The organism is Parasalinivibrio latis (assembly GCF_036825535.1).
Classification (GTDB): Bacteria; Pseudomonadota; Gammaproteobacteria; order Enterobacterales; family Vibrionaceae; genus Parasalinivibrio; species Parasalinivibrio latis.
This window is the reverse complement of the sequence record NZ_CP098812.1, coordinates 3171184-3185332: the sequence shown is the minus strand read 5'-3', so window position 1 is coordinate 3185332 and position 14149 is coordinate 3171184. Positions and strand designations below refer to the sequence as shown.

11 protein-coding genes are annotated in these 14149 nt (G+C 51.6%); 7 read left to right on the top strand and 4 right to left on the bottom strand.

Annotation, left to right across the window (positions count from 1 at the left end; all coding sequences use genetic code 11):
- Nucleotides 1–30: 30 nt before the first annotated feature.
- A complete protein-coding gene (locus tag NF212_RS14475) occupies nt 31–1452 on the top strand; it encodes an IS1182 family transposase (RefSeq protein WP_434356812.1) in 1422 nt (473 codons plus the stop codon).
- Between the two features lie 134 nt (nt 1453–1586).
- Here the strand turns inward: NF212_RS14475 and NF212_RS14470 are convergent, their stop codons facing one another.
- The 3 genes from NF212_RS14470 to NF212_RS14460 form a co-directional block, all read right to left on the bottom strand.
- Nucleotides 1587–3116 carry an alanine/glycine:cation symporter family protein gene (locus tag NF212_RS14470; RefSeq protein WP_434356810.1) on the bottom strand — a complete coding sequence of 510 codons (1530 nt, stop codon included), beginning with the start codon at nt 3114–3116 and terminating at the stop codon, nt 1587–1589.
- A gap of 236 nt (nt 3117–3352) precedes the next feature.
- Nucleotides 3353–4573: an ATP-dependent RNA helicase SrmB gene (srmB, locus tag NF212_RS14465; RefSeq protein WP_434356808.1), complete on the bottom strand. Its 1221-nt coding sequence runs from the start codon at nt 4571–4573 to the stop codon at nt 3353–3355.
- A gap of 175 nt (nt 4574–4748) precedes the next feature.
- Complete coding sequence (locus tag NF212_RS14460; protein ID WP_434356806.1) at nt 4749–5459, bottom strand: tRNA1(Val) (adenine(37)-N6)-methyltransferase; 711 nt, start codon at nt 5457–5459, stop codon at nt 4749–4751.
- A 326-nt stretch (nt 5460–5785) separates the two neighbouring features.
- Between NF212_RS14460 and brnQ the strand changes: the two genes are divergently transcribed.
- Nucleotides 5786–7093, top strand: a complete 1308-nt coding sequence (brnQ, locus tag NF212_RS14455; RefSeq protein WP_434356804.1) for a branched-chain amino acid transport system II carrier protein — start codon at nt 5786–5788, stop codon at nt 7091–7093.
- 65 nt (nt 7094–7158) lie between these two features.
- Here the strand turns inward: brnQ and fldB are convergent, their stop codons facing one another.
- Nucleotides 7159–7677: a flavodoxin FldB gene (gene fldB, locus NF212_RS14450; protein ID WP_434356802.1), complete on the bottom strand. Its 519-nt coding sequence runs from the start codon at nt 7675–7677 to the stop codon at nt 7159–7161.
- A gap of 136 nt (nt 7678–7813) precedes the next feature.
- Between fldB and xerD the strand changes: the two genes are divergently transcribed.
- The 5 genes from xerD (at nt 7814) to lysS (ending at nt 14092) form a co-directional block, all read left to right on the top strand.
- Nucleotides 7814–8716, top strand: a complete 903-nt coding sequence (xerD, locus tag NF212_RS14445) for a site-specific tyrosine recombinase XerD (RefSeq protein WP_434356800.1) — start codon at nt 7814–7816, stop codon at nt 8714–8716.
- Nucleotides 8717–8794: 78 nt separating this feature from the next.
- Nucleotides 8795–9514, top strand: coding sequence for a bifunctional protein-disulfide isomerase/oxidoreductase DsbC (dsbC, locus tag NF212_RS14440; RefSeq protein WP_434356798.1), 720 nt, complete (start codon nt 8795–8797; stop codon nt 9512–9514).
- A gap of 61 nt (nt 9515–9575) precedes the next feature.
- Entirely contained in the window at nt 9576–11303 is a 1728-nt protein-coding gene (gene recJ, locus NF212_RS14435) for a single-stranded-DNA-specific exonuclease RecJ (RefSeq protein WP_434356796.1), read from the top strand.
- Nucleotides 11304–11458: 155 nt separating this feature from the next.
- Nucleotides 11459–12557 (top strand): peptide chain release factor 2 gene (prfB, locus tag NF212_RS14430; protein ID WP_434356794.1). Its coding sequence is split into 2 segments (ribosomal slippage): nt 11459–11533 and nt 11535–12557, totalling 1098 coding nucleotides; the frame shifts between segments, so codons are not numbered across the junction.
- A gap of 29 nt (nt 12558–12586) precedes the next feature.
- Nucleotides 12587–14092, top strand: a complete 1506-nt coding sequence (gene lysS / locus NF212_RS14425) for a lysine--tRNA ligase (protein ID WP_434356792.1) — start codon at nt 12587–12589, stop codon at nt 14090–14092.
- Nucleotides 14093–14149: the final 57 nt, after the last annotated feature.

Below are 14149 nucleotides of genomic sequence, written 5' to 3'. Positions count from 1 at the left end.
GATAAGCAAATCAATCATGGATGTGGTGACATGCTTAAAGACCCTGGCCCTCAACAATATGAAATTGAGATGGTGACACTCGAACAGTTGGTCCCCAAAAACCATCTCGTTCGCAAAATCGATGCTGCCGTCGACTTTGAATTTATCCGCGACGAAGTCGCCCACCTCTATTGCCACAACAATGGCCGCCCTGCGATAGACCCCGTTCGCCTGTTCAAAATCCTGCTCCTTGGCTTCCTCTTCGGCGTCAAAAGTGAACGCCAGCTCGTTAAAGACATCGAGGTCAATATCGCTTACCGCTGGTTCCTGCGGATGTCGCTCACTGAAAAGGTGATTGATGCGTCCACCTTGAGCCAGAACCGCCGCCGTCGCTTCAACGGTACCGATATCTTTGAGCGCCTCTTCATCCGTATCGTCGAACAGGCGATGAACAAAGGCATGGTCGATGGACGCGTCTTGTTTACCGACAGCACTCACCTGAAAGCCAATGCCAACAAACGTAAATACCGTAACGAACGGGTGAAACAAAACGTCAGCGCTTATGCCGAGCTGTTAGATGAAGCGGTTGAAGCTGACCGTGCAGCGGAAGGAAAACGCCCGCTCAAGCCGAAAGATGCTCACATCGAGAAAAACACCAAAGTCAGCACCACCGACCCAGAAAGCGGGTTTATGACACGGGACCAAAAGCCCCAGGGCTTCTTCTACCTTGACCATCGCACCGTCGACGGCAAACACGGCATCATCCTCGACACCCATGTCACGCCGGGCAATGTGAATGACGCCCAACCGTATATCACCCGTCTGGATACCACGTTAGCGCGCTTTACGCTCTCGCCTATCGCCGCCGGGCTTGATGCCGGTTACTTCACCGCTACTATCTGCCATGAACTGGAGCAGCGCCAAATCCTGCCGGTCATGGGATACCGCCGGCCTCACCGTACAAAGAATCCTATCAAGAAAAAGCACTTCCGTTACGACAAAGAGACGGACCGCTATCTCTGTCCTCAGGGGCAGGCACTGGTCTACAAGACCACCAACCGACAAGCTTACCGTGAATATCACTCAAACCCGCAGACATGCAAAACCTGTCCACTGCGTGCTGATTGCACCAAGAGTGAAAACCACAAACGGGTGATAACCCGGCACCTGTTCGAGAAATCGGTTGAGAATGCCAATGCCCTGAGACTGACCACTTGGGGTAAGAAAGTGTACCGACGACGGGCAGAGACGGTGGAGCGAAGCTTCGCGGATGCCAAACAACACCATGGCCATCGCTATGCGAGGTTCCGTGGCCTGTTGAAAGTACAAATCCAGTGCTTCCTGGCCGCAGCGGCACAGAACATCAAAAAGATAGCCCTGATGGAGGCTTATCTTCGCAAAATTGGGCTCAATGCGCGCCAAATAGTCCAGAGAGTGATGCAATTTAGCGTCTATGGGCTAAAAGCGGCCTGAACATAACAATATGGAAAAATAGCGCGATCGCGGCCTTCGGCCGCTAACAAAAGAAAACCCCGCTTGAAAAAGCGGGGTTAGTCAGCAATCTGAGGCCAGCATTGCTGCTGGCCTTTTTGTATGCGGGGTTTGGCTTAGTTTGCCTTTGCCGGTTTGCTGTCTTCTGCTGATCCGGTTTCAGTTCCCCCAGCGCGCTTTTTCCAGTAGTCCGCATTCTTGATGCCAAGCTTTACGGGGTCAAAGCTGTAATCTTTCACGCCGGCTTTTTGCTGTTCTTCATAATCATCTAGCGCTCTCAGTGCAGGCTTGCTCATGAAGAAGATGATGAGTATGCCTACGATGTTGAGCCATGCCATCAGGCCCACACCTACGTCACCCATTGCCCATGCGAGGTTGGCTGTTTTAACTGTCCCATAGAATACGGCAGCTATCAGGATAACTTTGAGGATAAACATCAAGCCGGGCATGCGGAATGTACGGCGAATATAAGCCACGTTGGTTTCCGCAATGTAGTAGTAAGCCAGGATGGTCGTAAAGGCGAAGAAGAACAAGGCAAAGGCGATAAACGGCTTGCCAAGACCCGGGAGGGTGCTTTCAATCGCCATCTGGGTGAACGCAGGGCTGTTGGCCGCCAGCTCGGCAGGCAGGTTCTGAATAAGGAATGAACCTTCAGCCAAGCCCTGAACGTTGTAGGCTCCGGTAATCAGAATCATAAAGGCTGTCGCTGAACAGACCAGCAGGGTATCAATGTACACGGAAAAGGCCTGCACAAGACCCTGTTGCGCCGGATGTTGTACGTTGGCAGCAGCAGCAGCATGAGGGCCGGTACCCTGTCCGGCTTCGTTTGAGTACACGCCACGCTTTACGCCCCAGCCAATGGCTGCTCCCATACCTGCCATCGGGGTAAATGCATCAGAGACGATCATAGAAATGATCCCTGGCAGCATGCCGATGTTGAGCAGGATGATGACAAATGCAATGACGATATAAGCCAGTGCCATAAATGGCACCACGACCTGGGTGAAACTTGCGATACGCTTTACACCACCAAAGATAATGAACGCCAGAATGATGGAAACAAAAGTGCCGGTGGTTATCTTGGCAAAGCTGAAAGTACCCAGCGCAGTTTCAATCATCGGGCCAGAGCCAAAGGCCGTTTCTACTGCGTTACCAATACTGTTGGACTGGACGCCCGGCAGCAGGACGCCGCAGGCAAAGATTGTGGCGATGGCAAAGATCCACGCATACCATTTCTGTCCCATGGCTTTTTCTATGTAGTAAGCCGGGCCACCACGAAATTCGCCGTTTTCCTCTTCTTTGTAAATCTGTGCCAGAGTGGACTCTGCATAAGCGGTGGCAGCGCCAAGGAAGGCTACGACCCACATCCAGAAGACAGCGCCAGGGCCGCCAAAACCGATTGCGGCAGCAACACCGGCAATATTACCTGTACCTACGCGGCCTGATAGGGATACAGCCAGAGCCTGAAACGATGAGATACCTTTGTCTGATTGTTTGCCTGACATCAGAAGACGCCACATTTCACCAAAATGGCGGACTTGAACAAAACGGGTGAGGATGGAATAGAACAGGCCGGCACCAAGGCAAAGGTATATCAGTGCCGGGCTCCAGATGATTCCATTTAGGAAGTCTACAATTGCTTGCATCGGAAGGTCCCTCTTGATTCGGTCAATTGTTGTATTTATGTAAATGCGAACCGAATATTACGCCGATGAAACTAATAATGTTAATATTTTGTTTGATTAAAATGTTATCGATGTGAATTTGATCTTGGTTTTGCTTTTTTATTGAGAGGAAATATCTTTATCGATGATGATTTGTGGTGGGCAAAAGAAAAGGGCCCTGAGGCCCTTTCCAGAAAAGTCCAACCAACAAAGGCCGGTTACTTGCTCTTCTTCTTGCTGTTCTTTTTCTTGGTGTCCTTTTTGCCGTCTTTTTTCTTCTTTTTCTTGAATTCAGGCTTTTTGTGCTTCGGACGCAGACCGTCTACAAAGCGTTCTTTGATGTCATCCTTGGTGTAGCGGCATACACGATCCATCATTGGCTGGTCGTGGGCTTCTACCAAAGAGACAGCGATACCTTTCTTGCCTGCACGGGCTGTCCGGCCAATACGGTGGACGAACACATCTGCGGTACGAGGCATGTCGTAGTTGATAACGTGGCTGATATCCGGGATATCGATACCACGGGCTGCAACGTCGGTGGCCAGCAATACGGTGACTTCGCCTTCGGTAAAGCGGCGAATCGCGTTGTTGCGGGATTTCTGCTCCATCTCACCCTGGATCCAGGCAAACTTGATGTCAGACTTTTCAAGCTTGTTACGAAGGTCTGCCAGGCGTTCACGGGTTTTGATAAACACGATAGCCTTTTCAGCGTCTGCAAGGATGGTGTTCAGAATCGCCAGTTTGTGGTCCATGTCATCACAGCGGTGGTACCACTGGGCAATTTTCTTGCGTTCACGGCGTGGCGGCTCAACGGTGGCCTCGTAAGGTTCGTTAAGCAGGTCAGCGGTGAAGCTGCTTACGCCACGCCCTTCCAGAGTCGCAGAGAACAGCAGGGTCTGTTTACGCCAGCGGCACTCTGCTGAGAGGCGGTCAACGGTTGGGCCAAAGCCCATATCCAGCATGCGGTCTGCTTCATCGAGGATCAGCATTTCAATGGCGCGGCAATCAAAGCGTTCTGCTTCGATGTACTCCATCAGGCGGCCTGGTGTGGCCACAATGATGTCCTGGGTCTGGGCCAGAGTTTCAGCATGATCTTCATAAGCAACACCGCCGGTGATAGACGCGATGTTAAGGTCAGTATATTTCGACAGTGCACGACCTTGCTCGCAAACCTGCAGTGCAAGCTCACGGGTCGGGGTCAGCACCAGTACACGCGCCGGTCCCGGCTTGGTGCGCGGGAAGTCCATCAGGTGCTGAAGGGCAGGAAGCAGGAATGCCGCTGTTTTACCGGTTCCGGTTGGTGCGGAAGCAAGGATATCCCGGGCATCGAGCGCCTGAGGGATCACTTCCAGCTGGATTGTAGTTGGCCGGGAAAACCCCATCTCTTCGACTGCAAGCAGCAATTGGGGATCGAGTTCCAGATCAGCAAAGGTTCGCACGGGTTATTTCTCCGCAAGTGGCATTCAGTTTCCTGCCGGCGGGTGCCGGGCAGTTTTGTCTAGTCAGACTGTGGGTGTTGAGTATACCCCCAGTCCGGCGAAAGGGCGGCATTATATACCCAAACACCCTTAAGGTGCAGGTTTCATTTTGCTCAATACAAGGTGTGCTGATCCGCTACATTTTCAGGTAAAAATCCCGGGTCAGGGCGACAAACTCCGGGGTGTATTTACCGCCTTCCTGTATTACCAGTTCTGTAGAATCCCCCCGGTAATTTGCATCCAACCCTTTTTGCAGGCGGATCAGTAACCGGGATGCAGGTTTTGCTGGAGTGCTTTTTACCGAGACTTTATGTCGGCAGCCGAGGCCGATGCCTGAGGCAAGCTCAATCAGGTTTTCACCTTCGTAGACCGGAAGGATAAGACTGGCGGCGCCACCTGTGACAAGAACTCTATCGATGGCTTTAACCAGCGCCTGATGGCTCAGGGTGTCGTGGTGTCGGGCGGTCGCCCTCTGTTCTGAACTGGCCTGAACGCCAGAAGTGAAGTACGGCGGGTTGCAGACTACGTGTTCAAAGCGGTGGTCTGGTTCCCAGGCAGTTGCATCCGCATCCAGGACGCTAACACGATCTTGCCAGGGGCTTTGTTGGACGTTGTCCTTTGTGGTTTTCACCGCTGTTTCATCAATATCAATGGCAGTAATAATTGCGCGGGGAAATCGCTGGGCCAGCATCAGGGATAAAAGTCCCGTACCACAGCCTATATCCAGGATATCGTGGCAGTCTGATGCGTCGGCCCAGGCACCCAGAAGTACCCCGTCGGTACTAACCGGCATACCACACCCATCCATGCTGATAGAAAACTGTTTGAAATTAAACCGCTTGCTCATGTGATTGTCGCTGACCTGTTTATTATGTTGATTGATTGTAATTCCATAGTTGTTTTCTGTTGATATATTATCCTTTTTTATATCTGTTGAATTTTCTAAATTTTTAACCCTATCTTTCAAATATCCATTTGCTATTGGTTGAATATGTCGAATTCAATGATCATGGTGGCATATTATCGGCTTTTTATTGCCTCTATTGCTTAATAATTAGAACTTCGTCATCATGCTGCATAAAAGGTGAGTGGTAACAGAATATCCTGTTAATATCCGTCACCTGAATAAAACAAAAACATCCATTTGCAAATACAACAGGTAGGGTAGATATCGTGTCTCAGAAATTAAAGATAAGCGATATATGGGCGCTGGGTTTTATGACCTTTGCGTTCTTCCTCGGGGCGGGGAACATCATTTTTCCACCGCAGGCAGGTCTGCTTGCCGGTGAGCATTCTCTCTCCGCCATGACGGGATTTCTTTTTACTGCAGTTGGCCTTCCCCTTACGGGTATTGTTGCCGTGGCTGTAGCGGGTGGCGGCTGGCATGGCCTGACGCGTGATCTTCCAAAATCTGTTGCGACGCTGATTGCGGTGCTGATTTTTATCATCATCGGTCCGGCATTCGCTGCGCCTCGTGCTGGTCTTGTTGCCTATGAGATGGGCTTTAAGCCATTTATTTCTGATGCAGGCCAGTTGGAGCTGACCATTTTCTCCGTGGTGTTCTTTGCTCTTGCAATGGGCTTTTCCCTGTCTCAGGGCAAGCTGATTGACACTATCGGCAAGGTCCTTACCCCGGCACTTTTTGCAGCTCTTGCGGTTCTTGCAATTGCAGTATTCGTTGCACCTCAGGGCACTATTGGTGCAGCCCAGGGTGAGTACCTGACCCAGGCTTTCACCAAAGGTTTCCTGGAAGGTTACAACACCATGGACACCTTTGCTGCTCTGATGTTCGGTATGCTGATTGTTGATGTTATTCGCAAGAAAGGTATCTCTGACGAGAGCACTACCTGTAAGTACCTGATTTACGCAGGTCTGATTGCTGCAGCCGGCCTGGCATTTGTTTACATTTCACTGTTCTATCTGGGTGCAACTGCAACCGGGTTGGGTGAAGGTGCCGCGAATGGTGGTGAAATCCTGGCTGTGTACGTTCAGGCGCTGTTTGGCCCAATCGGCCTGGTTATCCTGGCTGTCATTATTGTACTGGCGTGCCTGACTACTGTAATTGGCTTGATTTCTGCGTGTTCTGATTATTTCAGTTCACTGACCAAAATCAGCTACCGTAACTGGGTTGTTATCCTGTCAGTGGCCTGTGGTGTAGTAGCAAATGTAGGCCTTAACCAGCTGATTGCTGTTTCGGTGCCGGTGCTGTTTGCACTGTACCCGGTTGCCATTGCACTGATTGCCCTGACATTTGTCCGCCGCTTTATGGTAAACCCTAAACTGGCATACCGTGCCGTACTGGCAGTGACTTTCCTGTTCAGTATGATTGATGCACTGAAAGTTGCGGGAATCAACGTATCGGCCCTGAAGAGCCTGCCTCTGTTCGAATACGGAATGGCCTGGCTGCTGCCGATGGTGGTGACCCTGGTGGTAACAAGCTTTATTGGTGGCAACCGTGAGCAGAAAACACAGACTGTGTAATATTTCCTGCTGACCGGATACCAAAAAGCCCCTCGGAAATGAGGGGCTTTTTCTATTTGAAGGGATCAGAGCAGTTCCTGGTACTCGGTCAGGATTTGCTCACACCAGGTGGCAATACGCTCATCGCTGAGGTCATATTGGCTGTCTTCATCCAGTGCCAGGCCTACAAACATCGATTTGTCGGCGGTGAGGGCTTTGGACGCTTCGAAGTTATAGCCTACATTTGGCCAATAACCGATAAAGCGAGCACCTGCGGGCTGGAGCTTCTCGTGCAAAAGGCCCATGGCATCAAGGTACCACTCGGTATAACCCTCTTGGTCTCCAAGGCCATAAAGGGCTATCACTTTGTCTTCCAGAGACAGCCCATCAAGTTGCTCCCAGATTGCTTCCCAGTCTTCCTGTAATTCACCGAAATCCCATGTGGAGATACCCAGAATCAGGAATTCATATTCTTTGAGTTTGGATAGGGGTGTTTCTTTGATGTTATAAATATCAACCAGATCTTCACCCATAATGTCGCGAATTTTCTCCGCAGTCATCTCGGTGTAGCAGGTGGTTGAACCGTAAAAAAGGCCGATTTTCATTATATTTGTCCCGTTCGGTGACGAACTTTGCGCCATTCTAACCACTGCTGGCAGAGAAATAAAAATCCTTTCCCGACCGTTGCGAAAATTTCCTGTATTCTGGGCAAAGAAAAATTAAAACACTGCGAATGAAGTCATGACCGCCAATGAAAACAGCGTGATGCTGGAACGCTTTCTTGATGCGATGTGGATGGAACGTGGGCTGTCTGAAAACACCCTTTCCTCTTACCGTACCGATCTGATGAAACTGTGCCGATGGGCCGAGGAGCAGGGTAAAAGCCTGACGGATCTTGAAACGTCTGATCTGCAGCGTTACCAATCCTGGCTGGCTGAGCAGGACTACAAGCAGACCAGTCGTGCGAGGATGCTTTCCGCTATCCGTCGGTTGTACCAGTATTTCTTCCGGGAAAAAATCTCGGAGGCTGATCCCAGTGCGACATTGATTAGCCCAAAGCTCCCCAAACGCTTGCCCAAAGACCTTTCGGAAGCCCAGGTTGATGACCTGTTATCTGCACCGATTGTGGAAGACCCGCTTGAGCTTCGTGACAAGGCAATGTTGGAGCTGCTTTACGCAACCGGCTTGCGTGTGACCGAACTTGTCAGCCTGACCACCGAAAACGTCAGCCTGCGCCAGGGGTTGGTGAGGGTTATTGGTAAGGGTGGAAAGGAGCGGCTGGTTCCCATGGGAGAAACGGCCATTGAATGGCTGGAGAAATACCTGGCGGAAGCCCGGCCACTGCTGCTGGGCGATCAAAGCTCCGACGTGTTTTTCCCCAGCCGCCGAGCTCGACAGATGACCCGGCAGACGTTTTGGCACCGTATAAAGTTCTACGCCGTACAGGCCGGGATTGATACCGAGTCCCTGTCTCCACACGTATTGCGCCATGCATTTGCTACCCATTTATTGAACCATGGTGCCGACTTGCGTGTCGTACAAATGTTGCTGGGGCACAGTGACCTGTCTACAACCCAGATTTATACCCATGTTGCTACCGAAAGGCTCAAGCAACTTCACGGCGAACACCACCCTCGTGCATAATGCTCGGGAAATGAGATTTTTTTCCGGTTTGTTAGGTCTTAGTTAATTAACCTGCCAGCCACAAATAAGGATGAATACATGCTGCAATTGAAGCGCCTGTCAGCGTTGCTGCTGATGGTTACGGCGTTTACCGCCCATGCTGCCGAAGACAACCAGGCGATTAAACAGACATTTTCCCCGTTGGGTCTGACTGTTTCTGAAATTGCCAAGTCTCCGGTTGACGGCCTGCTGGAAGTGACCACCGACCGTGGTATTTTCTATGCTACACCGGATGGTAAGCACTTTATGGCCGGCTACCTGTATGAAGCCACCGGCGGTGAACCCCGTAACCTGACTGAGGAAAAGAACCAGACCCTCAATGTTGACCGCATCAAGGCAGTGGAAGATGAAATGATTGTCTATCCAGCCAAGGATGAGAAATATGTGGTGACTGTATTTACCGACACCACCTGTGGCTACTGCATGAAGCTTCACAAAAACATGAAAGGTTATAACGACCTGGGTATTACCGTGCGTTACCTGGCATTCCCGCGTTACGGCCTTCAGGCGCCAAACTTTGAACAAATGAGCGCAATCTGGTGTGCAGCGGATCCAGCCAAGGCGATGGATGATGCCAAGACCGGCTCGTTCAAAGAAGAGAACCGCAAGTGTGCAGACATTGTTGCCAAGCATTTCAATCTTGGCCAGCAAATGGGTGTGCGTGGAACCCCGGCGATTGTATTGCAGGACGGTACTATGCTGCCAGGTTACCAGGATCCGGAAGACCTGCTGCGTACCCTTCAGGCCCATCAAGGCTAAACTATACTTTCCTAATCCAGTGCAGCTTCGGCTGCACTTTTTACAGCGTTAAAAGAGAATCATGATCGAAATCCGCCGCCGCACGTCACAGTGCACCCCCCAGTTTTCCTCCCAGATCCCGCCGCTGCTCCAGCGCATCTATGCCAACCGGGGCGTTTCGACGGACGATGTGATGGACAGGAGCGCCAAGCGCCTACTCTCTTTCAACAAGCTGCATGGCATAGACGAAGCCGTTTCCCTGCTTGCTGACGCGCTGGCGCAGAGTAAACGTATCATTGTGGTGGGAGACTTTGATGCTGATGGTGCGACGAGTTCTGCGCTTTCTGTTACCGCACTGAAAATGCTTGGCTGTACCAACTGCGACTACCTGGTACCAAACCGGTTTGAAGACGGTTATGGCCTGAGTCCGGAAGTGGTGGAGCAAGCGATAGCCAAAGGCGCGGAAATGATCATGACGGTGGATAACGGTGTGTCATCCATCGATGGGGTGGCTGCGGCGAAAAAAGCCGGTTTGACCGTTGTGGTGACAGACCACCACCTTCCGGGAAACTCGTTGCCAATCGCGGACGCCATTGTTAACCCGAACCTTGAGGCTTGTGGTTTTCCGTCCAAAGCGTTGGCCGGTGTTGGCGTGGCGTTTTACCTGATGCTGGCACTGCGCTCCCACCTTCGCGAAAAAGGGTGGTTTGCAGAGAAGGGCATTGCTGAGCCAAACCTCGCCATTTTGCTCGATTTGGTCGCACTGGGTACCGTTGCTGATGTCGTGCCTCTTGATGACAATAACCGGATCCTTGTCCACCAAGGCTTGCAGCGTATACGGGCCGGACAGTGCCGCCCGGGGATTCTTGCACTGATCGAAGTAGCAAACCGTAACCCGGCACAACTTGTTGCCAGTGATTTTGGTTTTGCATTAGGCCCAAGAATTAATGCCGCCGGGCGTCTGGATGATATGTCATTTGGCGTTGAACTGTTGCTGAGTGACAATCTCCAGGCGGCGCGGCAGATGGCATCAGAACTTGATGGGCTGAACCAGACCCGAAAGGAAATCGAAGAGGGGATGAAAGAAGAGGCGATGGCAATCTGTGAACGCCTGAAGTTCTCTCCCGACAGCGAACTTCCTTATGGACTGGCACTTTTCCAGCGTGACTGGCACCAGGGGGTTATTGGTATCCTCGCATCGCGTATCAAGGAGAAGTTCCACCGGCCGGTCATTGCTTTTGCCGATGCCGGGAACGGTGAGATAAAAGGCTCAGCCCGCTCGGTACAGGGGCTCCATATGCGAGATACACTGGATTTGGTTGATACCCGCAATCCCGGTCTTATCAAGAAATTCGGCGGCCATGCGATGGCGGCGGGACTGACTATCGCGGAAGATGATTTTGAAAGGTTCTGCCGGGAGTTTGACGGTGCAGTCAGGGAAGTGCTGGATGAAGCTGCCCTCAAGGGGGTACTGCTTTCTGACGGTGAGTTGCTGCCGCAGGAAATGACCTTGGAAACTGCTGAATTGCTCCGGTCTGGCGGCCCGTGGGGGCAAGGGTTCCCAGAGCCGTTGTTTGACGGAGAGTTTCGCCTTTTGCAACAGCGGCTGGTGGGAGGGAAGCACCTCAAAATGATGCTTGAACCGGTCATGGGTGGGCAAATGATTGACGGTATCGCGTTCAATGTAGATTTGCGCCGCTGGCCAGACCCTTCCGTGCAGCGAGTACAGCTTGCCTACCGGCTGGATGTGAACGAGTTCCGGGGAAACCGCAGTGTACAGTTGCTGGTGGAGCACCTGGACGCAGTCTGAACCCGGTTTTTGCGCCATGCATTTTGCCCCGTTATCGGCGGGGCAAATATTACCTCCAAGAAATCCCTCCTTATCTTGATCACACTCTGTTTATTAGAGCAACAATTCGATAGAATCCTCCGGTTAAATCTCATTCGGCCAAGAAAAGAGTGACCATGTTCGAAATCAATCCGATCAAAAACCGTATTGCGGATATCAAAGGACGCACCGACGTTCTTAGGGGGTATCTTTGACTATGACGCCAAGCAAGAGCGTCTAGAAGAAGTCAATGCCGAACTGGAACAACCGGATGTGTGGAATGACCCCGAGCGCGCACAGGCGCTGGGCAGAGAGCGTTCCGCACTGGAAGCGGTTGTTAAAACCATCGATGAGCTGGACAGCGGCGTAGATGACGCCGAAGGTCTGCTGGAACTGGCCATCGAAGCGGAAGACGAAGAAACCTTCAACGAAATCACCCCAGAGTTGGATGTGCTGGCAGAGAAGCTGGGACAACTTGAGTTCCGCCGTATGTTCTCTGGCGACCACGACTCATCCGACTGCTACCTGGATCTGCAGGCAGGCTCCGGCGGTACAGAAGCACAAGACTGGTGCTCAATGCTGTTGCGCATGTACCTTCGCTGGGCGGAAGACAAGGGCTTCAAAACAGAAGTTATCGAAGTGTCTCCGGGTGAAGTGGCAGGCCTTAAATCTGCGACTGTTCGCATCCAAGGTGAATATGCCTATGGCTGGTTGCGCACCGAATCAGGTGTACACCGTCTGGTACGTAAGTCTCCGTTTGACTCAGGCGGCCGTCGCCACACCTCTTTCTCGTCTGCGTTCGTGTATCCGGAAGTTGACGACAATATCGCTATCGATATTAACCCTTCCGATCTGCGTATCGACGTTTACCGCGCATCAGGTGCTGGTGGCCAGCACGTAAACACCACTGAATCCGCGGTACGTATTACCCACAACCCAACCGGTATTGTGGTGCAGTGCCAGAACGAACGTTCCCAGCACAAGAACAAAGATCAGGCAATGAAACAGCTGCGTGCAAAGCTGTTTGAATTTGAGCTGCAAAAGCAGAATGCGGAAAAACAAGCCAATGAAGACGCCAAGTCTGATATCGGCTGGGGTAGCCAGATCCGTTCTTACGTACTGGACGACTCGCGCATCAAAGACCTGCGTACCAGCGTAGAGACCCGCAACACTCAGGCAGTGCTTGACGGTGGTCTTGACCGATTTATTGAAGCAAGCCTGAAGTCAGGTTTGTAATAAGCGAATTGCGACATTAAGGGTTCACTATGACTGACCAGTTACAAGACGAAAACAAGCTGATTGCTGAACGTCGAGCCAAACTCAACCATATTCGCCAGGGCTGTAAGGCGAATGGCCACCCTAACGACTTCCGCCGTGACAGCATGGCGGCAGATCTGCAGGCGGCTTTCGGTGAGAAAACCAAGGAAGAACTGGAAGAGCTGGCCCAACACGTTACCGTTGCAGGCCGTATCATGGCCAAGCGTGGTCCATTCCTGGTACTCCAGGATGTATCAGGCCGCATCCAGGCATACGCTGACAAAGGTGCCCAAAACGATATTAAAGACCGATACATGGGTCTGGATATCGGTGACATCGTTGGTGTATCCGGTTCGCTGCACAAATCAGGCAAGGGTGACCTGTATGTGAATATGGAAAGCTACGAACTGCTGACCAAGTCACTGCGCCCACTGCCAGAAAAATTCCACGGTCTGACTGACCAGGAACAACGTTACCGCCAGCGTTACGTTGACCTGATTGTGAACGAAGAATCACGCAACGCTTTCAAGGTTCGTTCAAAGGTGGTTCAGGGTATCCGTAACTTCATGACCAACAAAGGCTTCATGGAAGTGGAAACCCCTATGATGCAGGTTATCCCTGGCGGTGCTTCTGCGCGTCCGTTCATCACTCACCACAATGCGCTGGACATCGACATGTACCTGCGCATCGCGCCTGAGCTTTACCTCAAGCGTCTGGTTGTAGGTGGTTTTGAGCGCGTGTTCGAAATCAACCGTAACTTCCGTAACGAAGGCCTGTCTCCACGCCACAACCCAGAATTCACTATGATGGAATTCTATATGGCGTACGCTGACTACCGTGACCTGATGGATCTGACGGAAGAAATGCTGAGCCAGGTTGCCCGTGAAGTGCTGGGTACAGATGTTCTTCCATACGGTGATGTTGAAGTGAACTTCGGTGGTCCATACGCGCGTATGAGCATGCTGGATGCAATTAAACACTACAACCCTGATCACGCGGACATCCAGGCCCTGACCTATGAAGGTGTTAAAGATCGTGACCTCATGGTGTCTATTGCCAAGAGCCTGCACATTGACGTTGAAACCTTCTGGACCTGTGGCCAGCTGCTGGAAGAAATCTTCGGTGAAACCGCTGAACCTAAACTGATTCAGCCTACTTTCATCACTGAATACCCAGCGGATATTTCACCACTGGCGCGCCGTAACGACGAAAACCCATTCATCACTGACCGCTTTGAGTTCTTCATCGGCGGCCGTGAAGTGGCGAACGGTTTCTCTGAGCTTAACGATGCTGAAGACCAGGATGCACGCTTCAAGGCACAGGTTGCTGCGAAGGATGCCGGTGATGACGAAGCTATGTTCTACGATGCAGACTACATCACTGCACTGGAGCACGGCCTGCCGCCAACAGCAGGACAGGGTATCGGTATTGACCGTCTGGTTATGCTGTTTACCAACACGCACACTATTCGTGACGTTATTCTGTTCCCTGCAATGCGTCCACAAAACGGCTAATTCGCACTGAGTGTGTTTTAACCGTCTTAAAACCGTTTCAAAGGCTGCTTATCAAGC

Bases quoted from the DNA above. Each gene is read 5' to 3' on its own strand.
- xerD (WP_434356800.1), top strand. From the start codon at position 7,814: ATGACCGCCAATGAAAACAGCGTGATGCTGGAACGCTTTCTTGATGCG.
- dsbC (WP_434356798.1), top strand. From the start codon at position 8,795: ATGCTGCAATTGAAGCGCCTGTCAGCGTTGCTGCTGATGGTTACGGCG.
- fldB (WP_434356802.1), bottom strand. From the start codon at position 7,677: ATGAAAATCGGCCTTTTTTACGGTTCAACCACCTGCTACACCGAGATG.
- NF212_RS14460 (WP_434356806.1), bottom strand. From the start codon at position 5,459: ATGAGCAAGCGGTTTAATTTCAAACAGTTTTCTATCAGCATGGATGGG.
- NF212_RS14475 (WP_434356812.1), top strand. From the start codon at position 31: ATGCTTAAAGACCCTGGCCCTCAACAATATGAAATTGAGATGGTGACA.
- lysS (WP_434356792.1), top strand. From the start codon at position 12,587: ATGACTGACCAGTTACAAGACGAAAACAAGCTGATTGCTGAACGTCGA.
- NF212_RS14470 (WP_434356810.1), bottom strand. From the start codon at position 3,116: ATGCAAGCAATTGTAGACTTCCTAAATGGAATCATCTGGAGCCCGGCA.
- recJ (WP_434356796.1), top strand. From the start codon at position 9,576: ATGATCGAAATCCGCCGCCGCACGTCACAGTGCACCCCCCAGTTTTCC.